At 58.7% G+C, this 26,114-nt stretch carries 31 protein-coding genes; 17 read left to right on the forward strand and 14 right to left on the reverse strand.

The features are described 5' to 3' along the window. Positions 1-215 precede the first annotated feature (215 nt). A complete protein-coding gene (locus AB4N33_RS09165) occupies positions 216-647 on the forward strand; it encodes a PACE efflux transporter (protein ID WP_460125850.1) in 432 nt (143 codons plus the stop codon). A gap of 21 nt (positions 648-668) precedes the next feature. On the opposite strand, the gene dapF is transcribed toward AB4N33_RS09165, so the two are convergent. The 4 genes from dapF to AB4N33_RS09185 form a co-directional block, all read right to left on the reverse strand. Continuing rightward, positions 669-1,475, reverse strand: coding sequence for a diaminopimelate epimerase (gene dapF, locus AB4N33_RS09170; protein WP_476457065.1), 807 nt, complete (start codon positions 1,473-1,475; stop codon positions 669-671). A 59-nt stretch (positions 1,476-1,534) separates the two neighbouring features. Further along, complete coding sequence (locus AB4N33_RS09175) at positions 1,535-1,747, reverse strand: DUF4287 domain-containing protein (protein ID WP_460125854.1); 213 nt, start codon at positions 1,745-1,747, stop codon at positions 1,535-1,537. A 39-nt stretch (positions 1,748-1,786) separates the two neighbouring features. After that, the gene (locus AB4N33_RS09180) at positions 1,787-2,989 is read right to left on the reverse strand and encodes a GGDEF domain-containing protein (protein ID WP_476457066.1); all 1,203 of its coding nucleotides are present in this window, start codon (positions 2,987-2,989) and stop codon (positions 1,787-1,789) included. Positions 2,990-3,092: 103 nt separating this feature from the next. After that, entirely contained in the window at positions 3,093-4,505 is a 1,413-nt protein-coding gene (locus AB4N33_RS09185) for an aminotransferase-like domain-containing protein (protein WP_476457067.1), read from the reverse strand. Positions 4,506-4,638: 133 nt separating this feature from the next. Here AB4N33_RS09185 and AB4N33_RS09190 point away from each other — a divergent pair, with 133 nt between their 5' ends. From AB4N33_RS09190 to AB4N33_RS09210, 5 genes are all read left to right on the forward strand, one after another. Further along, entirely contained in the window at positions 4,639-5,925 is a 1,287-nt protein-coding gene (locus AB4N33_RS09190; RefSeq protein ID WP_476457068.1) for a hydroxymethylglutaryl-CoA reductase, degradative, read from the forward strand. Between the two features lie 146 nt (positions 5,926-6,071). Then, complete coding sequence (locus AB4N33_RS09195) at positions 6,072-6,548, forward strand: hypothetical protein (RefSeq protein ID WP_476457069.1); 477 nt, start codon at positions 6,072-6,074, stop codon at positions 6,546-6,548. Further along, the gene (locus AB4N33_RS09200; RefSeq protein ID WP_460125864.1) at positions 6,545-7,933 is read left to right on the forward strand and encodes a tripartite tricarboxylate transporter permease; all 1,389 of its coding nucleotides are present in this window, start codon (positions 6,545-6,547) and stop codon (positions 7,931-7,933) included. Before AB4N33_RS09195 ends, AB4N33_RS09200 begins: the two co-directional genes overlap by 4 nt. A 35-nt stretch (positions 7,934-7,968) precedes the next feature. Beyond that, positions 7,969-8,991, forward strand: coding sequence for an SMP-30/gluconolactonase/LRE family protein (locus AB4N33_RS09205; RefSeq protein ID WP_476457070.1), 1,023 nt, complete (start codon positions 7,969-7,971; stop codon positions 8,989-8,991). 95 nt (positions 8,992-9,086) lie between these two features. Then, a complete protein-coding gene (locus AB4N33_RS09210) occupies positions 9,087-9,887 on the forward strand; it encodes a gamma-glutamyl-gamma-aminobutyrate hydrolase family protein (protein WP_476457071.1) in 801 nt (266 codons plus the stop codon). A gap of 68 nt (positions 9,888-9,955) precedes the next feature. On the opposite strand, the gene AB4N33_RS09215 is transcribed toward AB4N33_RS09210, so the two are convergent. Then, a complete protein-coding gene (locus AB4N33_RS09215; protein WP_476457072.1) occupies positions 9,956-10,885 on the reverse strand; it encodes a ZIP family metal transporter in 930 nt (309 codons plus the stop codon). 767 nt (positions 10,886-11,652) lie between these two features. Here AB4N33_RS09215 and AB4N33_RS09220 point away from each other — a divergent pair. Continuing rightward, the gene (locus AB4N33_RS09220; RefSeq protein WP_476457073.1) at positions 11,653-12,534 is read left to right on the forward strand and encodes a manganese catalase family protein; all 882 of its coding nucleotides are present in this window, start codon (positions 11,653-11,655) and stop codon (positions 12,532-12,534) included. 52 nt (positions 12,535-12,586) lie between these two features. Beyond that, positions 12,587-12,787, forward strand: a complete 201-nt coding sequence (locus AB4N33_RS09225; protein ID WP_460125882.1) for a hypothetical protein — start codon at positions 12,587-12,589, stop codon at positions 12,785-12,787. Positions 12,788-12,918: 131 nt separating this feature from the next. Here the strand turns inward: AB4N33_RS09225 and AB4N33_RS09230 are convergent, their stop codons facing one another. The 3 genes from AB4N33_RS09230 to AB4N33_RS09240 all read right to left on the reverse strand — a co-directional run bounded on the left by AB4N33_RS09230 (position 12,919) and on the right by AB4N33_RS09240 (position 13,855). Beyond that, positions 12,919-13,176, reverse strand: coding sequence for a hypothetical protein (locus AB4N33_RS09230; protein ID WP_460125884.1), 258 nt, complete (start codon positions 13,174-13,176; stop codon positions 12,919-12,921). After that, positions 13,169-13,429 carry a DUF6555 family protein gene (locus AB4N33_RS09235; RefSeq protein ID WP_460125886.1) on the reverse strand — a complete coding sequence of 87 codons (261 nt, stop codon included), beginning with the start codon at positions 13,427-13,429 and terminating at the stop codon, positions 13,169-13,171. The genes AB4N33_RS09230 and AB4N33_RS09235 overlap by 8 nt, the downstream gene beginning before the upstream one ends. Positions 13,430-13,693: 264 nt before the next feature. Further along, entirely contained in the window at positions 13,694-13,855 is a 162-nt protein-coding gene (locus AB4N33_RS09240; protein ID WP_476457074.1) for a hypothetical protein, read from the reverse strand. Between the two features lie 29 nt (positions 13,856-13,884). Here AB4N33_RS09240 and AB4N33_RS09245 point away from each other — a divergent pair, with 29 nt between their 5' ends. From AB4N33_RS09245 to AB4N33_RS09255, 3 genes are all read left to right on the forward strand, one after another. Then, positions 13,885-14,736, forward strand: a complete 852-nt coding sequence (locus tag AB4N33_RS09245; protein WP_476457075.1) for an oxidoreductase — start codon at positions 13,885-13,887, stop codon at positions 14,734-14,736. A gap of 4 nt (positions 14,737-14,740) precedes the next feature. Then, on the forward strand, positions 14,741-15,679 hold the full coding sequence (locus AB4N33_RS09250) for an AraC family transcriptional regulator (protein ID WP_476457076.1): 939 nt from the start codon (positions 14,741-14,743) through the stop codon (positions 15,677-15,679). 947 nt (positions 15,680-16,626) lie between these two features. Next, positions 16,627-16,974 (forward strand): DUF6124 family protein, encoded by a 348-nt coding sequence (locus AB4N33_RS09255; RefSeq protein WP_460125894.1) that lies wholly within the window; start codon positions 16,627-16,629, stop codon positions 16,972-16,974. Positions 16,975-17,101: 127 nt separating this feature from the next. Here AB4N33_RS09255 and AB4N33_RS09260 read toward each other — a convergent pair whose 3' ends face one another. Then, positions 17,102-17,314 (reverse strand): hypothetical protein, encoded by a 213-nt coding sequence (locus AB4N33_RS09260; protein WP_476457077.1) that lies wholly within the window; start codon positions 17,312-17,314, stop codon positions 17,102-17,104. Positions 17,315-17,443: 129 nt separating this feature from the next. Further along, entirely contained in the window at positions 17,444-17,884 is a 441-nt protein-coding gene (locus AB4N33_RS09265; protein ID WP_476457078.1) for an Lrp/AsnC family transcriptional regulator, read from the reverse strand. A gap of 113 nt (positions 17,885-17,997) precedes the next feature. Between AB4N33_RS09265 and AB4N33_RS09270 the strand changes: the two genes are divergently transcribed. Then, entirely contained in the window at positions 17,998-18,654 is a 657-nt protein-coding gene (locus AB4N33_RS09270) for a LysE/ArgO family amino acid transporter (protein ID WP_476457079.1), read from the forward strand. Between the two features lie 146 nt (positions 18,655-18,800). Here the strand turns inward: AB4N33_RS09270 and AB4N33_RS09275 are convergent, their stop codons facing one another. Further along, positions 18,801-19,421, reverse strand: coding sequence for a LysE family translocator (locus tag AB4N33_RS09275; RefSeq protein WP_460141979.1), 621 nt, complete (start codon positions 19,419-19,421; stop codon positions 18,801-18,803). Positions 19,422-19,750: 329 nt separating this feature from the next. On the opposite strand from AB4N33_RS09275, the gene AB4N33_RS09280 reads away from it, so the two are divergent. Continuing rightward, on the forward strand, positions 19,751-21,232 hold the full coding sequence (locus AB4N33_RS09280; protein ID WP_476457080.1) for a sensor histidine kinase: 1,482 nt from the start codon (positions 19,751-19,753) through the stop codon (positions 21,230-21,232). 45 nt (positions 21,233-21,277) lie between these two features. On the opposite strand, the gene AB4N33_RS09285 is transcribed toward AB4N33_RS09280, so the two are convergent. Then, positions 21,278-21,817, reverse strand: a complete 540-nt coding sequence (locus AB4N33_RS09285) for a kinase inhibitor (RefSeq protein ID WP_476457081.1) — start codon at positions 21,815-21,817, stop codon at positions 21,278-21,280. A 162-nt stretch (positions 21,818-21,979) separates the two neighbouring features. Beyond that, the gene (locus tag AB4N33_RS09290) at positions 21,980-22,309 is read right to left on the reverse strand and encodes a DHCW motif cupin fold protein (RefSeq protein WP_476457082.1); all 330 of its coding nucleotides are present in this window, start codon (positions 22,307-22,309) and stop codon (positions 21,980-21,982) included. A 280-nt stretch (positions 22,310-22,589) separates the two neighbouring features. Here AB4N33_RS09290 and AB4N33_RS09295 point away from each other — a divergent pair, with 280 nt between their 5' ends. The 3 genes from AB4N33_RS09295 to AB4N33_RS09305 all read left to right on the forward strand — a co-directional run bounded on the left by AB4N33_RS09295 (position 22,590) and on the right by AB4N33_RS09305 (position 24,351). Then, complete coding sequence (locus AB4N33_RS09295) at positions 22,590-22,892, forward strand: ArsR/SmtB family transcription factor (protein ID WP_476457083.1); 303 nt, start codon at positions 22,590-22,592, stop codon at positions 22,890-22,892. 156 nt (positions 22,893-23,048) lie between these two features. Further along, complete coding sequence (locus AB4N33_RS09300; protein WP_460125914.1) at positions 23,049-24,020, forward strand: zinc-dependent alcohol dehydrogenase family protein; 972 nt, start codon at positions 23,049-23,051, stop codon at positions 24,018-24,020. 19 nt (positions 24,021-24,039) lie between these two features. Further along, positions 24,040-24,351, forward strand: coding sequence for an antibiotic biosynthesis monooxygenase family protein (locus AB4N33_RS09305; protein ID WP_460142143.1), 312 nt, complete (start codon positions 24,040-24,042; stop codon positions 24,349-24,351). A 24-nt stretch (positions 24,352-24,375) separates the two neighbouring features. On the opposite strand, the gene AB4N33_RS09310 is transcribed toward AB4N33_RS09305, so the two are convergent. Then, on the reverse strand, positions 24,376-25,275 hold the full coding sequence (locus tag AB4N33_RS09310; protein ID WP_476457084.1) for a LysR family transcriptional regulator: 900 nt from the start codon (positions 25,273-25,275) through the stop codon (positions 24,376-24,378). Between the two features lie 138 nt (positions 25,276-25,413). Between AB4N33_RS09310 and AB4N33_RS09315 the strand changes: the two genes are divergently transcribed. Beyond that, positions 25,414-26,040, forward strand: a complete 627-nt coding sequence (locus tag AB4N33_RS09315; RefSeq protein ID WP_460125918.1) for a hydrolase — start codon at positions 25,414-25,416, stop codon at positions 26,038-26,040. Positions 26,041-26,114 lie beyond the last annotated feature (74 nt).

Here is a 26,114-nt window from a genome sequence, read left to right on the forward strand (position 1 = left end):
CTACGCCAGTTGTGTTTTTTGACAACTACTGTTTGTCGGCAACAGGAAAACTGGCGGTGAGATCAGGTTGAAATACCGAACCCTCTCCAGTCTATCCGGGGCTCGCTGACTTTCTCGCGTCATCTGTACCAACATGTATCCGACAAAACTGGCCGAAGGGTCAGTTTTTCGCCATAGTAGGCGGTCACACACATTCGCAGTACGGGGCATTGGACATGCAAGGCGTCAAACGCAAGTTGGTTTTCGTGACATCTTTCGAATTGATCGCCGTCGCATTCAATACCTTGATCCTCACCGCACTAGGCCATGACACTCAGCTTTCCACAGGACTGGCAATCGCCAGCTCGACCGTTGCCATGCTCTGGAATTACTGCTGGAACACAGTGTTTGAATATTGGGAAGCTCGACGTGTCGACCGCACCCGCACGCTATGGCGCCGAGTGCTGCATGCGACAGGATTCGAGATTGGCCTGCTCGGCGTGCTGGTTCCGCTGTTCGCCTACTTCCTGCACGTTGCGCTGCTGGAGGCATTAGCGTTGAACGTGGGTTTGATGTTGTTTTTCCTGGTGTACACCTTCACGTTCAACCTGGTGTTCGACAAGCTGTTCGGTCTACCGCTGTCGGCGCAACCCGCTGAGGCCTCTTGATACCTGAAGTGGGCCATCTGATCAGCGTTTGTCCGCCAGCGTTCCCGAGTACGTCGCTTCTACCGGCCCACTGAGAAACACCGGGCCGTTGCCGTCCCAATTGACGGTCACGGTCCCGCCATCGCATTCGACCTCAACGCCAGGATCCAGCAAACCCCGCCGAATACCGTTGACCACCGCGCCACAACAGCAGGAACCGGACCCGAGCGGAATGCCACCCCCGCGCTCCCAGATGCGCAACCTGATGTGCGTGCGATCGATGACCTGGACAAAGTGCACGTTGGTCTTGAGAGGAAACAGCGGATGGGCCTCGATGAGCGGTCCCGTTGTGGCGAGGTCCACCGCGCTCAGGTCCTCGACGAAATAGGTACAGTGCGGATTGCCCATGCTGCATGCGGCGGGATCACCAGGCAGTGGCAGCACAGACGAATCCAGCTCCCGGGCCAACGGGATCTCAGACCAATCAAACAATGGCTGCCCCATCTCCACCGAAATCGTCTCGGCCGTCATCCGCTTGCAGGTGAGCAAGCCACGATTGGTTCGCAGCGTCACCGAGGTACCATTGACCTCAAGCATCAAGCGATCTGCAACACCGCGTGTCGCACTGCCGCATACGTCCAGGGCCGAACCATCGGCGTTCCAGAAGATCACGCGTGCATCGGCATCGTCGCAATCGAGCACCACCGCCAATTGATTGAAGCCGATGCCGCGATTACGGTCTCCCAACTGACGGGCCAGTTCACTGGTCACTGGATTGCTGGCGTTTCGTGCATCCACCACCACGAAGTCATCGCCATTGGCGTGCATTTTATGAAAGCGCAGCGGCATCGAACGATCCTTGTGCCATGGGTATGACCTACCCTGGGTGTCAGGGCATCCTGCGCTGATTATTTAGCGCTCGCCAGATAGTACGCAACCAAGGCATTGGCATGACCGTGGCCCATCGCATGTTCGTTCTTGAGCCAGGTGACCATTTCCATGTGTTTCTTGTCGTTGATCGTGGCGAGCAGGCTCAACCAGTGGCTGACGGGCTGCCCGTATTTCTGTTCAATCGATGGAAAGTAGGACGCCGGGCCTTTTACTTTTTGATCTTCGGTCATGTTGCGAACTCCCTGTTGGTGTCGAGCAGAGCGAGGCATTCACCCGCCCATTGATTCTGAAACATCGCCGGTCACCGCATCACTCGGCCGGGGTCTCGGTGGAGACAGTCGCAATGTATTACGGCCCATGCCCTTGGCCTCGTACAATGCTGCATCCGCCCTGGCCAGCAGGCTGGCGGTGGTGTCGCCCACCTCGGGTACGACACAACAAACGCCAATGCTGATACGCAGCTCAATAGGCGACTCATCATACTGCGCCGGTGACTCAACCAGCGAAGCACGCACATCATCGAGCACCGCCACGGCGCCATCGGGGCTGGTGCCGGGCAACAACAGCAGGAATTCCTCGCCGCCATATCGACCGATGCTGTCCGATTGACGCAGCCGTCGGGTGAGATGGTTGACGCAATGACAAATCACTTCATCGCCCGCCAGATGGCCGTGCACGTCATTGATCTGCTTGAAATGATCGATGTCGACCATGGCCACCGCCAGGTACGAGTTGTCTCGGCGCGCCCGTTCGAGCTCCTTCGCAAACTGTTCCAGAATGGCGCGGCGATTGAGAATGCCGGTCAGCACATCGCGCAAGGCCAGGCGTTGCAGTAACGATTCGCTGCGCTCCTTGGCCAGCAGCACCAGGCCCAGGGAAATCATCATCGCGGTAAAAGTGCCGATACTGACCGAGATGGTCTGCTTGAGGTTGCTGATGTCGTAGCGCATCTCGGCAGCGCCGCCGCCGAGAATGGCCACCACCCGCATGCCCAGGCCGATCAGGCTGATGCTGGAGCCAATGATCAACAGCATGCGCGCCCTTCCCTGTTTGGGTATGTAGCGCAGCGTCCAATAGATGATCAATGTGCATTGCGCCATTAGCACGATGGTAGCCGCGAGCATGCGCGGTTCCAGGGTGTCGATCAGACTGATCATCGACCCCAGCATCAACAGCATCGGCGCGAACACCCGCCACCAGGGCACCGGCAACTCGACAATGCGGAACAGGCTGGCCCCATAAAACGCCAGTGCCACCGACAGCAAGGTGTTGGCGGCGCCGTAGGTAAACCACAACGGCGCATGCCCGTAGAGGGTGTAACCGACATAGGCCAGGGCATGCGCCAACAGGCCCGAGCCGATGGTGAGCAAGCCGTCACGCCGGTTGAACTGGCCGACCAGGATCAAACAGAACGCCATGATCGTCGCGACCAGGGCAACGCAGGCAAAAAGTGTAGGTGTATGGGCAATCATGGTGTCTCACTGGCCGCGGCAGATGTACTTTGGCCGCAAGTCTAGTTGAGTCGGGAAAAGTCGGGGAGTGGTTTACGTGTCGGGGGCGTCCAGGCGGCCCTCATCACCTTTGAAACTCATCGCGAGCAGGCTCGCGCCCACGGTTGGGGCGCTTCAATACCGCCTTGAGCAACGGATCATTCAGATACGCCACGTTCAAACGCGTCCAGGGGCTGATGCGCGATTGCTCGGGGGAAAAGATATGCCCAGGAGCAATCATGAAGCCCCTTGGCAGCAGTTCGCGGGTCAGCTCACGAGCATCATCCACGTGGGCGAATCTGGCCCAGAGATAAAGGCTTTGCTCCGGTCGCGAGAACACTTCGGCGCCGATCTCGTCGAGCATCCGCAAGCCGGCGGCCGTCGCTGTCCGCAGCCGTTCCTGCAACCTCACCAGGTGCCGCAAGAAGTGCCCTTCGCCCAGGATCACATCCACCGTGCGCTCGCAGAACTCCGAGGTGCTGGTGTGGAGCAGCATTTTTACGTCGCCCAACTCATCGATTACGTCCTTGCTGCCGGCAATGAACCCAACCCGCAGCGCCGCCGACACCGATTTGGAGAAACTGCCGACGTACAGTGAGCGCTTGAGTTGATCCAGTGCGGACACCTTGATCGCCGACGCCGATTTGAAATCGCCGAGCGCATCGTCGTCCACCAGGATGAAGTTGTATTGCTCCGCCAGTTGCACCAGGCGATGCGCCTTGCTCGGTGAAATGTCGGAGCCCGTCGGGTTATGCCCCACGGACTGGATGAAGAACAACTTGGGCCTGTGCTCTTGCAGCAAACGCTCCAGCACGTCGATATCCGGGCCGTCCGCCAGCCTTGGCACGGCAAGCATGCGCGCGCCTTGCAACTGCAATTTGCCAAACAGTGGGTAATAACCGGGGTCCTCGACCAAAACGCTGTCACCAAAACCGATGAAACGACGGATGATCAGATCCAGCGCATGGTTGGCGCCGTGCGTGGTGACGATTTGTCTTGGATTGGCGGTGATCGAGTAGCTCGCCAGCTTTTGCACCAGATGTTGGCGAAGACCGGCATTGCCCAACCGATTGCCGTAGCGAAAAAGCGTGGACACACCCGTGCGCATGATCTGCCGGGTGAACTTATCCAGCCGCATGTCCATCAACCAGTCGACCGGTGGAAAGCCCTCCCCCAATGGCGAGTGCCCCGGCTCGCGAACGAATTGCTGACGCATCAACCAGATGGTGTCCATGGCCCGGGCATAGGGTGGCGGTTCTTCCGGCTCGGGATGAATGGACGCACCTTGCCTGACGAAAAAACCCTGGCCGTGGCGCGCCTCAACCAGGCCTTGCGACGCCAGCGCCTCGTAGGCATTAATCACGGTGTTCTTGGAATGGCCCAGCAAGCGCATGCACTCGCGCAGCGAAGGCAGGCGGTCGCCTTCGCGGTAGGTGCCGTTCTCGATTTGCTCGACCAGTGTGGCGGTCAACTGCTGGGCCAGTGTCAGTCGCACCATGATTCATCGTCCCGAGTGAATGTATGCGCAAGGGTACAGCTTAGGTACTGTCCGTCCAAACTGTACCTTCTTTGCAGGCACAGAGCGCATTAGGGTGGTTTCACTCGAAAACAATAACGTTACAGGATCATCCATGAGTATCGATTCGCGCCTTCCGAATTTTCGCAGCCTCTCGCCTGCGCAGCGCCTTGAACACTTGCAACAAGTGCTCGCGTTACCCACCGACGACGTGGCCTTGCTGCGTGATGCCGGCGCCTTGGGGCTGGACATTGCCGATGGCATGATCGAGAACGTGCTTGGCACATTTGAACTGCCCTACGCGGTTGCCAGTAACTTCCAAATCAATGGCCGCGATGTCATCGTGCCGCTGGTGGTCGAGGAACCTTCGGTGGTCGCAGCGGCGTCCTTCATGGCCAAACTGGCGCGCGATGCCGGTGGCTTCATGACTTCCAGCAGCCTGCCGCTGATGCGCGCCCAGGTGCAGATCGTCGACATTGCCGACCCGTACAACGCCCGCCTGAGCCTGATGCGTCGCAAGGAAGAAATCATCGAACTGGCCAACCGCAAGGACCAGTTGCTCAACAAGCTGGGCGGCGGTTGCCGGGACGTCGAGGTCCACACTTTCCCCCACAGCCCCAGGGGCCCGATGCTGGTGGCGCACCTGATTGTCGACGTGCGCGATGCCATGGGTGCCAACACGGTCAACACCATGGCCGAGGCCGTGGCTCCGCTGATGGAAGAGATCACTGGCGGCAAGGTGCGCCTGCGGATTCTCTCGAACCTGGCCGACCTGCGCCTGGCCCGTGCCCAGGTGCGCATTGCGCCCGAGTTGTTGACCACCCGCGAATACCCGGGCGAAGACGTGATCGAAGGTATTCTCGATGCCTACAACTTTGCCGCCATCGACCCCTACCGTGCTGCCACTCACAACAAGGGCATCATGAACGGCATCGACCCGCTGATTGTGGCCACCGGCAATGACTGGCGCGCGGTGGAAGCCGGCGCACACGCCTACGCCTGTCGCGACGGTCACTACGGTTCGCTGACGACCTGGGAAAAAGACAGCAACGGCCATCTGGTCGGTACCCTCGAAATGCCCATGCCTGTGGGACTGGTGGGCGGTGCGACGAAAACCCATCCGCTCGCGCAACTGTCACTGCGCATCCTGGGCGTCAAGACGGCCCAGGAACTCGCGGAAATTGCCGTGGCCGTCGGCCTGGCGCAAAACCTTGGTGCGCTGCGGGCCTTGTCTACCGAAGGTATCCAGCGCGGCCACATGGCGCTTCACGCTCGAAACATCGCCTTGTCCGCGGGCGCTCGCGGCGAGGAAGTCACTTGGCTGGTCAAGCAGATGGTCGAGGCGCGGGACGTGCGTGCCGATCACGCCGAGCAACTGCTCAAGCAAAAGCGCGCCCTCTGATGACCGGGCCTGAAGAGAACGTGCGATTGGCCGAAGTCGGCGCTCGGGGCGGCTTGCACGGGGTTGGCGATTGACAGGAAGCCGGACGCGCGTCACATCTCTACGTGCATAACAATAAAAGCCCTTAGGGCCGTGGGAGAACTCTGTTGAAACCTCAATTGTACGAAGTCTGGGGCGACACCGTAGACAGTCGTCACCTGATCTACTCCATCGCGATTGGCGCGATCGTCAGCCTTGGCGCATTTTTCGTCGCCCAACAAGTGCTGGCCCATTGGGTCGCCTCGGCGCAGATGGCCCGCGCCTACGCGATGCTGGTGGGCATCGTCGGCTGCCTGGCCGGTGGTGCCATCAGTGCGGCGCTGTTCAAGCCCAAGCGCCATGTGGTGGAGGAGCAAGCCGATCCCGCCTGGCGCGCTGAAGTACTGAAGGAATTGCAGAGCGAGTTCGGCGATCTGGGGCGCCTCTGCGATCTGCCACCGGAAACGGTCGCCGAGCTTCGCGAAATGGACCTTTACGAGCTGTTCGCCGAGCACGAAAGAACGTTAGCGGCGCCTGACCGAGCCAGCGACAAGCCTGCGGTCACCGAACGTGCGGCCGTGGCGATCAATGGAGGCCAGCCATGATGCCGGCCCTGTTGGATCAAGTCCTCATCGCTCTGGGCATGGGCCTTCTCGGTGCCGTGATCTTCGCCGGCATCGGCCTGATTTCCGGCAGCGACGAAACCACCACCCTCGCCCCTTTGACCTTGCTGGTGGTATTACTGGGCGTGCCCGCGCCGGGCGTGCTGACATTCTTCCTGGCGGGGGCCGTGGCCAAGCACATGACCCACGCGGTGCCGACGGCGTTGCTGGGCATACCGGGCGACACCATGGCGACGCCCTTGATGCGTGAAGCCAACTTCCTGCGCAACCTCGGTGTGCCACACATTGCCTTGCGCAAGATGATTTCCGGTGCAGTCATTGCCGCATTGATCGCGGTGCCCATGGCCGTGTTGTTCGCGGTGATGCTTGCGCCGTTCGGCGACATGATCAAATACGCGGCGCCCTGGGTATTTCTGGCCGCAGCCATTGCCATTGCCTGGTTCTCCAAGGGCCGCCTGGCAGCCGTGTTGGCGTTGATCCCGTTCGTAATGATCATCGTGGGTTTGCAGAGCATCACCGCACAGTATGGGGTCAAGCTCAGCGTCAGTTATTTCCTCGGTATCGCCATCGGCCCCTTGATCGCGGCGCTCTTTTCCATGATGGCGCCGGCCGAACGAGCGAACATGCGTCGTGAGTCGGTGCGCAGCTTTTCCCTGGCGCCTGACGTGAAGAGCTGGGGCGGCTTCTTTCCCAACCCGCTCAAAGTCCTGGATCGCAAACAGAGCCTGTGGACTGCCGCTACCGCTGCGGTGTCCAGTGCGACCTTCGTCTTCAGCCCGGTGGCCATGACCGTGATCATGGGTGAAGTGGTGGGTGCTCGCGTCAAGCATGTCTACCACCGCTTGACCACCGTGATCACCGCGCGCAACGGCGTTACCGAATCCACCTACATTGCCGAAGCCCTGATCCCGCTGATTGCCTTTGGCCTGCCCTTGAGCCCGGTGGCTGCGGGCCCCGCCGCGCCGCTGTTCAATGCGCCCCCGCGCTTCACTGTGGACTCAGCCACGGGGCAAGTGAACAACCTGCACTCGCTGCTCAGCACCTGGGAATTCTTCGGCTATGGCATGTTGGCGGTGATCGTGGCAATCCTGGTCGCCTACCCCTTCACCATGAACTACGCGCACCGGGCGGCGGCGTTTGTCTCGCGCAAGATCAGCCATGAAGCGGTGATCGCAACCTTTGTCGGCCTGATCCTGGTGATCGGCATCTGGGAAGGTGGCTTGCTGGGCCTCTCGGTCATTGTCACCGTCGGCTTGCTGGGCGGGTTCCTGTCACGCTTTTTGGGTTTCAACATCGGTGTGCAATTCATGGGCTATTACACCGCCGTGCTCACGGTGCCGGCGCTGGCTGCACTGTTGGGCGCTTGAGGTTTTGCAAACATAATAAAAAGCAGGTGATTACTGTGCAGAAGAAAACGCTCATTCCCATGCTGTTCGTGTTGACCTCGAGTGCCACCCTCGTCCAGGCACAAACGCCGATTCCCACCTTGGCCTACACCAAGGAGGGGCCGCAGTTGCAGGCCATCCCAGCGCCTGAAAAAAACCTGCCCACCGTCACCGCGCAGCCGTGGTTCAAGGTGTCGGACAAGGGACTGCAACTTGAAGGACCGTCGTTCGACCGCGACGGCAACCTGTTCTTCGTAGAGGTGTTCGGTGGCCAGGTGCTCAAGCTCGACTCGCAGAAAAAGCTCCGCGTTGTCGTGCCAAAAAACGAGTTGGGCTCGGCAGGTCTGGCCATTCATAAGGACGGCCGTCTGTTTGTCGCGGGCCTGGGCAACTTCAAGGACACCGGCAACCTCACTGCCTACAACGCCGACGGTTCCGGCAAGCAAGTGATCATTGCCGGCGATAAAAATTACCTGGTCGATGATCTCGTTTTCGACAATGCGGGTGGTTTCTACTTCACCGATTTCAAAGGCACCTCGACCGAGCCCAGTGGCGGTGTCTACTACGTGGCGCCCGGCGGCGACACCATCGTTCCGATCCTGCCCAAGCTGGCGATCGCCAACGGGATTGCGCTTTCGCCCGACGGCAAGACGTTGTGGGTCACCGAATTCGCCACGGGCCTGCTGCACCGCATCGAGCTCAAGGATGCGCAGACCATCGCCCCCTTTGGCGAAGCCGTCGTCTATCGCTTCAACGGTCCTTCACCCGACTCGATGCGCGTCGATGAAGACGGCAATCTGTATGTGGCCATGTACAGTCAGGGACGGGTGCTGGTGCTTAACCCAAACGGTCAGCCCATCGGGCAGATTCTGATTCCGGGACGTGAAGACGGGCATTTCCTGCGCTCTACCAGCATGGCGCTCAAGCCGGGCACGAACGAGGTGTATCTGGTGGCCAGCGATGGGGATCTCGGCCAAGGCAGCGCGATCTTTCGTGCGCAGGGGTTCGCCAAGGCGTTGGCGCTCTACTCGCATCAGTAACGGCAACGCCTTTCGCTGCGCATTCGACTGAACGTCCACGCCCGTTGGGCAATCCAACGGGTAAACGGCATATCGCCGTGAATCGGGGGGTTCACATGTCTCGTCTGCCAATCATTGGTGTCACTGCCTGTTCATGGAAAATCAACAAACATCCCGTCCAGATCAATGACGACAAATACTCGCGTGCGGTCGCGACCGGCGCCCAGGGGCTGCCATTGATATTGCCGTTGTTACCGGAGTTGCTGGACCCGGCGGAAATCCTCGATGGTCTCGATGGGCTGCTATTCACCGGCGGCCCGTCCAATATCGAACCGCATCACTACCACGGCCATCCGAGCCCGCCGGGGATGATGCACGACCCTGCCAGGGATAAAGTGTCGCTTCCACTCTGGCGCGCGGCGGTGGAGGCAGGCGTGCCGGTGTTAGGAATCTGCCGCGGGTTTCAGGAAATGAACGTCGCCTTCGGCGGCACGCTGCATCAACAGCTCGGTGACGCGGGCGCCGAGCACGAACCATCCGGAAACGAACCCATCGAAGATCAGTACGCACCCGCGCATGCGATTAAAGTGCGGTCGGGCGGTGTGCTGTCGGGCCTGGGATTGGCGGAGAACATCGAGGTCAACTCGGTCCATGGTCAAGGCATTGCAACGGTCGGTCAGGGTCTGCGAATCGAGGCGGTAGCCGAAGACGGGTTGATAGAGGGACTCTCTGTGGAAGGCAGTAAGGCCTTCGCCCTCGGAATCCAATGGCATCCGGAATGGCAGGTAATGGGCCATCCGGACTACCTGGCCATCTTCCGCGCATTTGGCGACGCCTGTCGACAGCGTGCGGCAGAGCGCGTCATCGCCACCGGGTACAGCACCAGCGTCCTGCGTAATCCAGCAAAGAGCGTTTAACCGGGTAACCATCGGGGGGCTGTTCGAAGAGGTTGTTACGCGCGGGACGAACGCCCCCATTCAAGAGGTCAGCCCAGTGCCGTATCGAGAAACATCATGACCCCAAAGCCCAGCATCAGTCCCAGCGTGGCTGGCGTTTCATGACCATTGCGATGGGTCTCGGGAATGACTTCATGGGACACGACAAAGATCATTGCCCCTGCCGCCAAGCCCAGCGCCACCGGGTATCCCAAGGCGAAACTGCTGGAAACACCCAAGCCGATAATCGCCCCCAGTGGTTCCATGAGCCCTGAGCCAATGGCGATGATTGCCGCTCGGCTCGCCGACAGTCCAATGGCCCGCAATGCGAGCGCGATCGCCAGCCCCTCGGGAATGTCCTGAATGGCGATGGCGGTGGTCAGCGGCAACCCGACCTTCATGTCGCCAGAGGCAAAGCTCACGCCGATGGCCATGCCTTCGGGCAAGTTATGCAGGGTAATCGCCAGCACGAACAGCCAGATCCGATTGATGCGCTTCGCTTCAGGTCCGCGCTTGCCACTTTCAACATGTTCGTGGGGCACAAATCGGTCCAGTCCGATCATCAGCGCGACCCCCAGGCCGAGCCCCAGTACCACGATGCTCGCCGCCAGCAACTGGTTGTCGAGCAAATCCCTGGCCGCCGCGATGCCAGGCAGGATCAGCGAAAAGGAACTGGCAGCCAGCATCATGCCAGCAGCGAACCCCAACATTGTGTCCTGAGTGCGAGACGAGATTTCCCTGAGGATCAATGCAACGCAAGCGCCCAGCGCAGTTGCTCCAAAGCCCGAGAGGCCTCCCAGAACGGCGAGATGCAGAAAATCTCTGCTGGCACCCACGAAGGCGCCATAGCCGCTGAACAACAGCAGGAACGCCACTGCGACGACCATCAACCAGAAACACCAACCCAGCCAACCGGATCGGTTGAGATGCCTGACCCAGGAGCGAGACCCCAAACGAAATGAAGATGAAGGTTGCGACATGGCTTCTCCTAATTCAGGCCCTGGCGTCGGGTCGCCGAGCCTGGTTGATGGAAGAGCAAGCCTCTTGAGATACGCGCAGCTTCACGCTCAAAGGAAACGATGGTGGCGGCAAATACGCTGGAACGTATTGGATCAAACCCGGTGCGCTTCGAGCGAGCCATTTGAAACTCCTGTTATTCAGAGAATGGGTGAGTGCGATCCCGGCAGATGCGCGAAGATCGCCACCCCACATCTGAAGCGCCGGAGTTCTGGATAACTTCAAAAACTTACAGAGCTTTCGACAGACGGCCTCGGAAGTTGGCGAGTTTTCAAACTGGGTGAGCAAACCGAACGAGAACCCCTGTTTTAAAAGGACGTCCGTTCAACCGCATTGCTGAATCAGACGTCCGCTGTATTCGTGGTTGGACGATCAAGCAAGGCCCAGAAAGGACAGGACAACTGCGATCACCACGACCAGGCCGACGATATAAATAATGCTGTTCATAAGTACTACCTCGTTATTGAGTGCGCGTTAAATTCATACGAACCGTGGCGTGATTGCCTCGAGCCGCTAACGCTATAGACAACTGGGTGGGTGAATGACTCCCTTTTTTTGTCGTCATTTACCCGCGTCTTTGGCAAAAAAACTTGAACTTTAGAAACGATACCGCTCGTCACGGCGCGCACGAATAAAAGGAAATTTCGAAGCTTCCCTCCTCTCACTAATAGGGCATACGCCAACACCCACAGTGGTGAACGCGAATAAAACCTGGTCTGAGGAAATCAAAATGTTTTTACATAACAAGCGACTTCAATACACCGTTCGCGTAGCAGAACCGAACCCCGGTTTGGCTAACCTGCTACTTGAACAGTTCGGTGGCGCAAATGGCGAGTTGGCAGCAGCAGCGCGCTATTTCACCCAGGCACTGGCCGAGGAAGATCCAGGCCGCAAGGATCTATTAATGGATATTGCGACCGAGGAACTGAGTCACCTCGAAATCGTCGGCTCGATCATTGTCATGCTCAACCGGGGTGCGAAGGGACAACTGGCCGAAGCCGTGCAGGAAGAGGGAGAGCTTTACCGCGCGATGAATGGTGCCGGTAATGACTCCCACATTACCAGCCTGCTTTATGGAGCAGGTGCGCCCTTGGTGAACTCCGCCGGCGTCCCCTGGACCGCCGCCTACGTGGACTCCATCACCGAGCCCACTGCTGACTTCCGCTCCAACATCGCAGCGGAAGCACGGGCAAAAATCGTGTACGAGCGATTGATGAATGTCACCGATGACCCAGGCATCAAGGACGCGCTGGGGTTCCTGATGACCCGCGAAATTGCCCACCAGAAATCGTTCGAAAAAGCGCTTCATGCGATTCAGCCTAACTTCCCGCAAGGCAAACTCCCGGGGATTCCGGAGTTCGCGAACACATACTTCAACATGTCGGGCGAACCCAATGTTCGCGGTCCATGGAACGAAGGTGTCGAGTGGGAATACGTCGAAAATCCCGAACCGGCAGTCGACGGTGGCGACGGCCTGGCAGCAGTCGATCTCCCTGAAGCGGATGAAGCCGTACTTGAAGCGATGAAACTTCGAACTGCTTCCGACCCCACCAGCGAACCTGTCACGGGAGCCGATCTGGGCTCTGGTTTCGTGCAAGGCAAGAATGCTTGATCAACCTGAAGCGACCCCTTTACGGGGTCGCTGTTATTTCGGAGCTACAGCCGTGAATAAACCCACGCGAAAATTGAATGTCAGGACTTACTTCGCCCAAAAAATGGAAAAAGCACATGCAGGCTTTGAGTTCGACTGTCAGCAGGCATGCAGAGCGCTCAAGGTGTGTATGGCCGTCAATGTATTCGGTGTTGGCACGCTTCTCCCCAATGCGCTGCCCTTGTCAGACGAGCACTACGCAAGGCGTGGATAATCCGCGTCGACCATTCAAGGGCTTTTTACGAGGCAGACTTCATGACAACGTTTACGAATCTGGTGACTCATCCGCTGCCCCTGCTGGGGACCCTGATATTTGTGTCAGGTGCCGCGATGATGCTGGGCGACTTAATTGCCGTCTTGCTTTGAAGCGGCCCTCTCGCGCTTGATCCGCAGCCAATCCAGAAACGCAGCTCTTCGCTGCGCATCTGCCAATGCCTTTGCCTCGGAAAAACGCGCCAGCACCCCAGGATCATTCATCCCTGACTCGATGATGCGATAGGCATCATCTTCCAATCTGTCCGCCTCACGAAAAAGCCGGCGATTACTCGCCAGCGCTTCTTCCCAACTATCCTCGCAATGCAACGACGGCTGCGGATTATCCATGTTGATGCTCCTCATCCCATGCAAGCGAGTGCGTAGCGCGCCACCGGACATCGGTAATGCCGTAGCGCTCTGCCATCGGTTTGGTCATGGGTTTCAGCGGCTTGCGGCCAGGCTTGGGAATGGGGGCAACGCCAGCATCACAACTGGCCCACTGCCACGCATGCGCGTTGTTCATTTCGGCGGTACGAATGACAAACTTTTTTTGCTCCCCATGAAGCTTGTACTCAATAACGAAAAGATCAACTTGACTCATGAGGGTCTCCTTTTGCTCATAAGCAAGTGATGCTTCAAGTCTTTGAAAATTCAAACGGATTGCCGCTCGGTCGAACTAAATGATGCGGCCTCAAAATAATTATACAATTTCAATCTCAATGTACAGTTAATCGAACCGTTTTCTCATGACTCCGACTGAAAAACTCGTTTCCTGGAACGCACATTGGCAGCTCAAAGGCGGTGTGGTGGTGTGCCGGTTTTGCGAAGTGACACAAGCCGAAAGCGAGGGCGCATTAAGTTTTCCTCACGCACCTTCCTGCACACAGTCCGGGATCGCCAGCACGCCCTGGCGAGACCTTGATGACTCGATCACCCACCGCTCGTGTCCTGATTCCAAGTGTTGATAGAAATAGGCAATGCTCGAAGACAAACCGGCATAGGTCAGTGATCCGGCGATGGCTACCATGGCACCTCACCTATTGATGGGAGTACGCCATGACCAGCACCAAAACCCTATTCGTTACTGGTGTGAGCAGCGGGTTCGGCAACGCGTTGGCACAAGAGGCGCTTGCGCGCGGTCACCGCGTCATCGGCACTGTCCGCCGCGAATCCGACCTGCTGGCCTTTCAAGCACTCTCCCCGCAAAACGCACACGGTGTGATGTTGGATGTCACCGACTTCGAGCGCATCGACCGAGTGGTCGCCGAGATCGAATCGACGCACGGCCCGATTGATGTGCTGATCAACAATGCTGGCTACGGCCACGAAGGCATCTTCGAAGAGTCACCACTGGGAGACATGCGCCACCAGTTCGACGTCAACGTGTTCGGCCCGGTGGCGGTGACCAAGGCGTTGCTCCCCTACTTCCGCCAGCGCCGGGCGGGGCATATCCTCAACATCACCTCCATGGGCGGCACCATCACCATGCCGGGAATCGCCTATTACTGCGCTAGCAAGTTTGCCCTGGAAGGCATCTCCGATACGCTGAGCAAAGAGCTGCACCCCTTCAACATCTTCGTCACCGCCGTCGCTCCGGGCTCGTTCCGCACCGATTGGGCTGGCCGCTCGATGCAGCGTACGCCTCGCAGCATCGCCGACTACGACGCCAGTTTCGATCCGGTGCGCAGGGGGCGTGAAGAGAAAAGCGGCAAGCAATTGGGCGACCCGCACAAAGCTGCGCAGGCGATACTGCAGATCATCGACAGTCCTAACCCGCCCAGGCACCTGTTACTGGGCAGTGACGCACTGAGTCTGGTGCGTGACAAACTGCAAGGCGCGCTCGCCGAGATTGAACAATGGGAAGCGCTGACCCGCTCTACCGACTATCAAGCACCCGGCAAAGGATGAGTGGATGAAAGGGGCCGACCCGAACACCGCACGCATGGTGCAGTTGCTCACCCAACTCGCGCCGGTGGAAGGTTACAACCTCAGCGCGCTGGACGATGTACGCTTCCTGCGCTCGAACCAGCCGCTGAGCCGTACGCCGGTGCTCTATGACCCGGGTATCGTCATCCTCTGCCAGGGACGCAAGCGCGGCTATCTGGGCGACGAGGTCTACGTCTACGACGCCCAGCACTACCTGGTGGTGTCCGTGCCCCTGCCCTTCACCATGGAGACCGATGCCAGCGCGGCCGAGCCGATGCTGGCAATCTACATGCGCCTGGATTTGCAGATGGCCAGCGAGCTGATGCTGCAAGTCGATGAAATACACGGTCCCAGCGACGCCCCACCCAAAGGCATGTACGCCTCGCCGATGGACGACTCCCTGCGCCGCTCGACGCTGCGGTTTCTCGAAGCCATGAGCGTGTCGGGCGAGGCGGCCATCCTGGGGCCGTCGCTGGTGCGCGAAATCTACTACCGCATTCTCATCGGCGAGCAAGGTGGCTCAATGCGTGCCGCGCTCAATCGCCAAGGCCATTTCGGGAAGGTCAGCCGCGCCATTCGCAAGATCCACAGCAGCTACCAGGAACGCCTTGATGTCGAGCAACTGGCCCAGGAAGCGAGCATGAGCGTGCCCAATTTCCACCTGCATTTTCGCAGCGTGACGGACTCCTCGCCCATGCAATATTTGAAATCAACGCGCTTGCACCAAGCGCGCCTGCTGATGCTGCGCCAGGCCATGACCGCCTCGGCGGCGGCGTTCAATGTCGGCTATGAAAGCGCCTCGCAATTCAGCCGCGAGTTCAAACGGTTCTTTGGCCGTACGCCGCAGGCGGAGATTGAATGGATGAAAGCGACCTACGCGCTGCCGGCGCCGGCGTCGGGTTCGGTTTATGTGTCATCGCATTAGGGAGGCCTGATGCCCCGCGGTGCTTCTCGGGTCACACCAGACCTGTAGGAGCGAGTTCACTCGCGATGGTCGTCAACGATAACAAGGGCCATCTGATGCCCCGCGGTGCCTGGGCCACCATCGCGAGCAAGCTCGCTCCTACAGGGACCGTGGCATGCCCAAATCATGCGGTTCACTCACGATGGTCGTTAACGATGACGCGGGGCATCTGATACCCCGCGGTGCCTGGGCCACCATCGCGAGCAAGCTCGCTCCTACAGGGACCGTGGCATGCCCAAATCATGCGGTTCACTCACGATGGTCGTTAACGATGACGCGGGGCGCCTGATGCCCCGCGGTGCCTGGGCCACCATCGCGAGCAAGCTCGCTCCTACAGGGACCGTGGCATGCCCAAATCATGCGGTTCACACCAGACCTGTAGGAGCGAGTTCACTCGCGATGGTCGTCAACGATGACTCGGGGCATCTGATCCCCCGCGGTGCCTGGGCCACCATCGCGAGCAAGCTCAGCCCAATGCCCCGAAACCCTTGCCGAGCAGTTTATTGGGTGGTCACGACGCCTATCGTGGCTCGTTTGTCCGTCTCCTGGCTTTCGACGCTGGCCGCTTGTTTAATCGCCTGCCAATTTACTTCCTGAAAGCTACACAACCTTGCGCCGATGCCTACCACCACGCCAGAATCCGCCGGCTTGTGCACCTTGGGTGCGGGTTTTATCGTTTTCCTGTCGCTGAAAAAACAGCGATGGGGTTTGGTAGCCCGGCTTCTCGTAAGGTGCATAGCGGCATGATTCGCAGTGTTCATTCGACCCTGCCTCATGGTGACCATGCACAGGGTGTCTACGGGCACGCCGGTTTCCTTACGTCCGGTCTACCAACCTGTGCATGGCCGCCACCCTTGTTTGGTAGCGAGTGTGATGGCTCTCTTTTTTGTAAGTAAGGAGCTTCATTCATGTCCAAGTCAAAATCCGATGCACCGGATGCCGATCCTGCATCCACCAACGAAAAGTCCTACTCACAACAACCCGACACCGACTACTACGAACCCGGGTTCTTCGCCGACGTCAAAGCTACCCCCCGCAAAATATGCTCGATGTTTTTCGTCAACCCCGACGTCGACATACAGACCTTGCTCGGCAGCGCGTGCGAATCACTGGCATCTGCCAGCGTCATGACCATGGATGTGGCGGATCATACGGAAGGAACCAACCGTAACACCCTGCTGGGTATTACTCAGGTCCTCATGCTGGCGGAGTTGGCGGTTAATCGAGCGTTGGATCAGTTGGACCCGATTGAGTAAGTGGTAGTGGCTGATCGTTCCCAGGCGAGGGAACGATCACGTTGACGCTTACTTGCTACGGAGTGCCGTAGTTGTCACGTCTGAAGGGCAGCAACCGACCCGAAGCAGTCGTAATGTAGCTTCCGAGTTATGGCTTGAACGGATCGATCCAGCCAGGCCGAAGTCCTGCCTCGTATTCTTGGCGTACGTAGTCGAGCGACGCTGCACACCCCATTTCGGCCTCGATAACGCCAATGCATCCCCAGCAATCCTCGCCCGTATTGCCTGATAGCGGATCTTCCGGTTTGTCGAGTAGGCGTGCGCAGATCGTGCAGTATTGCGGTTTTTCGTTGTTTGTCATAATACTCGTCCGATACGTTCCGTCTTAGCCTCTCGCGTGCTACCCGAGGGGCAGCAATTGGCCGATTTCTGCCCATCACAAACGGCAGAAATCGGCAAAACGCGGCCTACCTTGCCCCAACATGGATCATCATCGAGCAGGCCGTTCAATCGCCCGCGCAGGAATCGGAGTCGACATCACGATCGACGTTCGCGTCTCTCCGTAGATGTTGATCTTTTCGATCAGCCGCTCCAGATCGCTCATGCTGGCGGCGACTACTCGGAAGATGTAGGAATCTGCTCCTGTAATGTGATGACACTCCAGAACTTCCGGAATCGTCTCCAGCAGCTTGAGAAATTTGGCCTTGGCCGTTTGGGGCACCGTCATCGCCAACATGGCGCCGACCAGGTAACCCGCCGCTATCGGGTTGACCCGAGCCGCATACCCCTCGATGACTCCCCCTTCCTCCAGTCGCTTGACGCGCTCGGTGACGGCCGGCACCGAGAGGTGCACATGCCGGGCAAGCTCTGTATAGGTCATACGGCCATTGGCTTGGAGTCGCTCAAGGATTTTCCAGTCAATATCATCCATATGACTTAATTCCTTAGGTAGAAGGTGAATTTTCCTTGAAAAACCCATTCTGCACAATGGAAGGGCCGCCTACCATTCTCCCCGTGATCAATGGGTATCGCCGGGAGAGGAACATGCTGTTCGTTAAATCACTGGTTATTGGTTTTTCAATCGCCGCACCCGTGGGCCCGATTGGACTGCTCTGCGTGCAGCGAAGTCTGAAGCGAGGTTTCCGTTCGGGGCTCGCCACTGGGCTAGGGGCTGCAAGCGCCGACACGGTCTATGGATTCCTCGGGGCGATTGGTTTTACCGGGATCGCCTTGTCTGCACCTTCGCTCGCGGTGTTGCTTAAAGTGGTGGGCGGTGCCTTTCTGGTGTGGCTGGCGTGGAGCATTGCCCGTGACGCGCTGAAGCCCAAGCAGGCCGCGCAGGTGGAAGCCTCGGTGGCGGTCACTCGTGATTTTCTGACAGCGCTCGGCTTAACCCTCTCCAACCCAATGACAATATTGGCTTTCATCGCGATCTTTGCAGCACTTGACCCACTGTCCGGCGAGCAACAGCAGGGCGATGGCGCCATGTGGTTCGCCACCTGCTCCATACTCCCCGGGGTATTTGTGGGGTCCGCTGCGTGGTGGCTGTGCCTGAGCGGGCTAACGGCGGCGCTACGCAAGAAAATGCCCGTTTCATTCATGCGGGTCATCTCTTCGATTTCCGCGGCCGCCATCGCTACCTTTGGTTTTGCCCAAGCGTTCACCGGGTTGTACGAAGTCTTTGGGCAGGCGTCGATGTAGTTCGAGAGTGGCAGTAGTGTCCCAGTCACTTTGAACGCCTCCCAGACCGTTGACATGGACCTTCCCGGAACCCCGGTTAAAATCCTCGCCCCCTCCTCTTCGGCCACTCGCTTGCAGGAAGTGGTGGGTGGCGCGACCTCCCTCGATCAGGCCCGCCGCGCCATCAACAGCATCGAAGCCGCCGCAGACAACAGGCCGGCGCAGCACCGATTGAAGATTCTCTTGCCCCGAGGCTGCGCGAACCAGCGGCGCATGTGCAGGCCGATGTAGGCGTAGATGCCGATGGCGATCCATTCCAGTACCAGAAACAGCAAGCCGAGCACGGCGAACTGGGCGCTGATTTGCGCAGCAGGGTCGACAAACTGCGGAAGGAACGCGGTAAAAATCAGGATGGCCTTGGGGTTACCGGCGGCAACGAAGAACTCCTGCCGCGCAAGCTGCCACAGGCCGGCCCTCTCCTCCGGTGATTCGACCTCGGCCTGCGGGTCGGCCCTCCATAGCTGATACGCCAGGTAGAACAGGTAGACCGCACCGATGATTTTGATCCCGTAAAACACCAGCTCCGAGGTTTGCAGTACCACCGCAAGGCCTGCCGACGCCAGCGCGATCATGATCGCAAAGGCCAGCAGGCGCCCCATTCCAGCCACACAAGCCGTGCGCAATCCATAGCGTGTGGCGTTGCTGATCGACAGCAGATTGTTAGGCCCCGGCGCCATGTTCAGCGCGAAGCATGCAGGCAGGAATATCGCCAGCGTCGTGAGATTCATGGGCAGCTCCATAACCATTCTGCGCTGATGCTACAGCGCCCTTCCAAGGCGCGCCATGGCGGCATACACCTTGACTAACCGAAGGTATGAGTATCGTACGCCGTAGGCTGGCTGTTAAATTCCGAGGCCTGTGCAAAACGCTACGCGTAGGTGAAACCGCTTGCAGTGGTCTTTGGCCAGTCAAGCTCGGTCCGGCGAATCCCCCTGACAAAGCACCGACCGCTGCCGGATGCTTCGCAGATGGCGACCTGGCAACGGCAGGCTTTCACTGACATTCCAATGTGCCCACACAAGAAAAATCCGTCGGAATGAAAAGGGTCCCTTCAGTCATGTCCAAGTACCGTGCATTGATCAATACGCCCCACGTATGGATGCTCAGGCTTGGAGCGGTCGCGCTGACGCTGGTGATTTTCCTGGTCGACTGGTTGACCTCGCTGGATGTGGCCATCGCGGTGCTCTACGTTGCGGTGATCCTGATCTCCAGTGATCTGTTCTCTTACCGGGGCATGCGCACGGTCTCATTGCTTTGCTGCTTGCTGACGCTCGCGGCGTATCTGCTTTCCCACGTCTCTCACGCCGACACATGGCAGGTACCCCCCTTCGAACGTTGCCTGGTGAGCCTTGCGGCCATCACCATCAGCGCAATCCTTGCACTGAAGAACAAAGCGGCCAGGGGAGCTTTGCAGCGACAAGTGCAGCTCTTGCACCGCAGCGAAGCGTGCCTGGCCGGGGCGCAGCGGCTGAGCCGCACCGGCAGCGTTGGCTTGAAAATGCCGGATGGGCAATTGAGCTGGTCTGAAGAGGCGCGGCGGATATTCGAGTTCGAGGGGCCTGAGCAGCCCACCCTGCAACAGATGATCTCTCGCACTCATCCCGAGGATACGGGCGACCTGAAAAAACTGATTGAGGGGGCCTATGCCCAGCACGAATGTCCGGAAGCGGAGTTCAGGTTGCTGATGCCCGATGGCCGTTGCAAACATGTTCGCATGCTCGCTCAGCGCAGGGCCGACTCGTTCGGATGCTGCGAGTACCTCTGCGCCTTGATGGATGTCACCGCTGCAAAATGTGCCGAAGAGGCGCTTCATCAGTCTCAGTCACAACTGGCCCACGTGACCCGCATCACGATCCTGGGTGAAATGACGGCGTCCATTGCCCACGAAGTCAATCAGCCACTCGCCGCGGTGACGACCAACGCAGAAGCAGGCTTGCGCTGGCTCAATCGCGAAGACCCCAATTTTGCCGAAGCCTGCGGCGCCATCCAGCGCATCATGAGCGAAGCCCATCGCGCGAGTGAAGTCATTCGCGGCATTCGAGCACTGTCACGAAAATCCGAACCGCAGTACTTGCCGATCAACCTGCAGGAAGTGCTGCAAGAGGCGTTGCTGCTCACACGCAGGGAGACAAGGCGGCACAAGGTCAACATCGAGTTTCAGCCACGGAACGACGGTTTATGGGTCCAGGGTGATCGCATTCAGTTGCAGCAGGTCATCATCAATCTGCTGTTGAATGCGTTACAGGCATTGTCATGCATGCCACCTAAAGGACGACGGATTTCCATCCTGCTGGAGACGGCATCGGGTAATGACGTGCTGTTGCGCATTCAGGACAATGGTCCAGGCATCCCTGCGCAGAATCTGCCCAAACTGTTCAGTCCTTTTTTCACCACCAAGCCGGAAGGGATGGGAATGGGCCTGTCGATATGTCGGTCGATCATCGAAGCCCATGGAGGGCGCATCTGGACTGAAAGCGCGCCGGGGCACGGGACGAACATGTGTTTCTCCCTGCCCGGCCAAGCGCGCAGTGCATCATGAGACAGGCGGCATCGCACGAAGTGGTTCGTCGTGCGTCACTCAATGTCACCGCTGATACGTTGAGGTAATCGTCGCTTTGGCCAGGACGTTGGCATTGAGCAAATAGCCCACCAGCGCCCCGCTCGCCTGCGCATCCACCGGCAAGGAATCGACCTTCAATGCCCAGACAGTGAATTGGTAATGATGAGGTGGGTCACCCGCAGGCGGGCAAACACCGCCGAATCCAGCCTGGCCATAATCGGTGCGCCCCTGGACCGCTCCGACAGGCAGGTTTGAACCCGCGCCCCGCGGCAGGCTGGTGACCGTCACCGGCAAATTGGCCACGGTCCAATGCCACCAACCACTGCCGGTGGGTGCGTCAGGATCGAAAACAGTGATGGCGTAGCTTTTCGTGCCTGCGGGCGGGTTGCGCCAGGAAAGCTGCGGCGACAGGTTAGCGCCGTCGCAGCCAAAGCCATTGAATACCTCACGCTGGGTCAGCGATTCACCTTGAGCGATGTCGTCGCTGGTCAGGGAAAACGACTGCGCCTGGGCGATGAAGGAGACTCCAAGGGAAAGCACGCACAAGATCTGTTTGATGTTCATGGCAACCTCAAGTTGGGGGACTGTTGTCCGCAAACTCTAAATCTTCAACAAGTGGCCGACACTCATACTTCAACGCTGTCTTTTTATGCTTTGGTATGACTGGGCAACTGGCTGTTATCTCGAGAACAGCCACTCGGGATAGGTGGGAACTGAGCAGGCCGGTCAATCCACAATGAACAGTTTGGCACCGACGAGCGTGGATGAGCGGTGCGCTTCGGCGTTGTCGCCGACCTGATAACTCATGCCTGCGGTCAGCGTGAACACCCGCCCATCTTCCAGTTCGGTCTCCAGCCGGCCTTCCAGGCAAAGCAGGATATGCCCCTTGTGGCACCAATGATCGGCAAGGTAGCCGGGGCTGTATTCCACCTGCCGAACACGAATCTTCCCGAACTGGCATGTGCGCCAGTAGGCCGTGCCGGTCTCTCCCGGGTGCGAGGTGACTTCAATGCTCGACCAGTCGGTCGTGCCAAACGGGATAGCTGTCAGCTCCATGGCGGCCTCATTCAATCGATGGTGCACACACGCTAACGTCGTGATATTCCTGCCGATAGACACAGACGTCACTTAAATACGTCATACAGCGAATCCGAATATTCTCCTGTAGGCGCGAGCCTGCTCGCGATGGGCGCACTCGGTCGGGTCGTTCGCCCATTGGCACCACCGGTCGGCCTCGGCAGAAGGAGATCAAGTTCACAGTCCCTGATTTACCGTTGGTCGGTCATTCATGCATTGACGGATTGACATATCGGTAAATTCCGATATCTTCACCTCCATGGAATTACTCGACATCTTCAAAGCCCTTTCGAACCGGACTCGCCTTGACATCCTCAAAGGCCTGAAAGACCCCGTGAACAGCTTCCCGGCGCAGGACGAAGGGGACGTGCATACCGTGGGTGTCTGCGTCAGCAGCATTCAAGAAGGCGTCGGACTGTCTCAGTCGACGGTGTCTGATTACCTGGCCACCCTGCAACGCGCGGGACTGGTTGAAGTCAGGCGCATTGGCCAATGGACGTACTACAAACGCAATGAAGCAACCATCAGCGCCCTGGCCGAGATTATCGGTAAAGAGCTATAACTTTTTTACCCTATTATATCGATAATTCCCGATATCCCTTTTTCCAGAAACAAGGATCCGCCATGACCATCAAGACCTAGCCTAAACGTCGTAAAAATTTTCAGTTTATACATCGAGTTTTCCCGATATTCCTTTTTACCGAAGCGAGAATTCCCCATGAAAGCAATGATCCTTAACTCATTTGGTGGTCCCGAGTCGTTCGAACTGCGCGAAGTTCCCAAGCCCGTGCCACACGCGGGACAGGTGCTGGTGCGAGTGCACGCCACCTCGATCAACCCGTTGGACTATCAAGTGCGACGCGGTGACTACGCTGACCTGGTCCCCTTGCCAGCGATTACCGGACACGACATATCCGGCGTCGTCGAGGCGGTGGGCCCCGGTGTGACCGCCTTCGCTGCAGGAGACGAAGTCTGGTACACCCCGCAGATATTCGAAGGTTCCGGCAGCTACGCCGAATATCACGTCGCGGCCGAAAACATCGTTGCAAAAAAACCTGCTTCCCTGAGCCATCTTGAGGCGGCAAGCCTGACACTGGTGGGCGGAACCGTGTGGGAGGCCCTGACCGTGAGAGCCGTGCTCAGGGTGGGCGAAAGCATTCTGGTACACGGTGGCGCAGGTGGCGTCGGGCATGTCGCGATCCAGGTGGCCAAAGCCATGGGCGCCAAGGTGTTCACGACCGTGCGCGAAGCGAACTTCGACTTCGTGAAAGGCCTGGGTGCCGATGTGATGATCGACTACGAAAAGGAAGATTACGTCGACGTTATCCTGCGTGAAACCGATGGCCACGGCGTCGATGTGGTGTTCGACACTATCGGCGGCAACACACTGTCGCGTAGCCCCGACGTGCTCGCACAACTGGGCCGCGTGGTGTCGATTGTTGACATTGCCCAGCCGCAAAACGTGATCAACGCCTGGGGCAAGAACGCCAGTTATCACTTCGTATTCACCCGGCAAAACCGCGGCAAGCTCGATGAGTTGAGTGCCCTGGTAGAGCGTGGTCAGTTGCGGCCGCATGTGGGTGCGGTTTATTCACTGGCCGACATTGGCGCCGCCCATGCCCACCTGGAGAGCCCTAACAATGGCCTTCAAGGAAAAATTGCAATTGCCGTCGAGCCGTCGGCTGTCTGAACCCACGCGAGGGAACATCATGATTTACGAGATCGCCGTACTCCCCGTTTACAAGCACCAGGTTGAACGCTTCAGGGAAGCATTTGCCGAGGTGGTTCCACTGCTTCGCCGTGCGAAGGGTTACCTTGGCCACGTGCTTGCACAAGGCATCGAAACGCCTGAGCACTTCAACCTGATCGTGCGCTGGCAAACGCTTGAGGATCACACACCAGGCTTCGAGGCGAGTGAAGACCATCGGGTGTTCATGCTGGCATTGGAGGAGTACTTTTGCGGGGAACCGACGGTTCATCACCTGGAAGGAAACGATTTCAGCCTGCCGGATGACCTGTAGACACAAGCGCGACCGTGCTCCCTCCTATAGGGGGAGTACGTCGCCGGCAAAGTGTGGGGCCTCGCCGAAATACTCAATCAGCAGTTCAGTCAATAAGCGTATCTTGCGCGCCGGATGCTGTCCGGGAGGGCGTACCACATAGGCGCCCGCCGGCGGTGGTGGGTAGCGGGTCATGATCGGCACGAGCGCACCCGATTCCAGATGCGCGTGGGTGAGGCAATCCGGCAGGTAAGCGACGCCGAGTCCGGCGACGGCAGCCGCCACCAGCGCAGTGCCATTGTCGGCCTTGAATCGCCCCTGGGGGCGAACCGAGATGATCTTGTCACCGTCCATGAACTGCCAGGCCTCTGTGGATTGCATCAGCGCCTGATGGGCGATGATGTCGTCCGGCACTTGCGGTGAACCGTGCGTCTGGATGTAGGTCGGACTGGCCACGAGTTTGCCATTGATCGGGCCTATGCATCGAGCGATCAGGTTGGAATCCTGAAGGTAGCCGACACGAATCGCACAGTCATACCCCTCCCCGATCAGATCGACAAAGCGGTCGCTGTAACACGCCTGGACTTGCAGCCCAGGATGACGCCGCGCCATCTCCGCGATCAACGGGGCGAAGTGCGTCGGGCCGAAAGACAGAGGCGCGGCAATACGCAGGCGACCGCGAAGCGGGCCAGTGGGGAGGATCGCTTCCCTGGCCAGGTCTATCTCGGTGCAAACCTTGGCCGCATGCTCGCGAAACGTGGCGCCGGCTTCCGTCAGTGCAGCCCCCCGGGTGGATCGCGCCAGCAGTTGCACGCCCAGTTCCTGCTCAAGTCTGGCAAGTCTGCGACTGACGATCGACTTGGACACCCCGAGCCGCAACGCAGCGGATGAAACACCGCCGCTATCAGCCACCTCCACGAAGGTCTGCAGTTCTTCGATATCCAAATCAGGGTTCCTCATTGTGCAACACAGTTAGTCCGAGAATGGCACTACCGTGTCGATTTTGGCAACGACACAATGCCAGTCCCTGGGCGATGGCGCCTGGGAAAAGACGTAAAAAAAACCAAAAAAAAGGACGTACACATGGCCAGCGAGACTCTTCGCAACCCGCACACAGACCAGTTGCTGTCGCCGCAAAACTCGATGCTCATCGTCATCGACTACCAGCCCATCCAGGTCTCCTCGATCCGCTCGATGTCCCGCGATGAGTTGGTGTTCAACATCACCAGCGTCGCCAAGGCAGCGGTGAACTACAACCTTCCGATCATCCACTCCACCGTGAACGTCGCTACCGGTCGCAACAAGCCTCCGATTCAGCCATTGCAAGATGTGCTCGGCCACCTGCCCACCTATGACCGCACCTCGATCAACAGTTGGGAAGACACCGAGTTCAAGCAGGCGGTGAAGGCGGTCGGCCGCAAAAAGCTGATCATGACCGCACTATGGACCGAAGCTTGCCTGACGTTCCCGGTACTCGACGCCATCCAGGAAGGTTATGAGGTTTATGTGCCGGTGGATGCGGTCGGCGGCACTTCGCTCGCCGCGCACGAGGCGGCGTTGCGTCGCATGGAACAGGCCGGCGCAAAACTTATCAGCCGAGTGCAGATGTATTGCGAACTGCAACGCGACTGGGCACGAGAGGCGACCGTTCCTGGATTCATGGGCGTGTTCGAGAACTTCGACGGTTTCAACGCAGAAAAGAATGCCTGACGAGTGATCGGCGACCCTCAGTTCGCTGAATGTGGTAAAGGTGATGCTCGCTGAGGCGGCGTCACCCTCATATC

It is taken from the genome of Pseudomonas sp. S1_E05 (genome assembly GCF_056337105.1).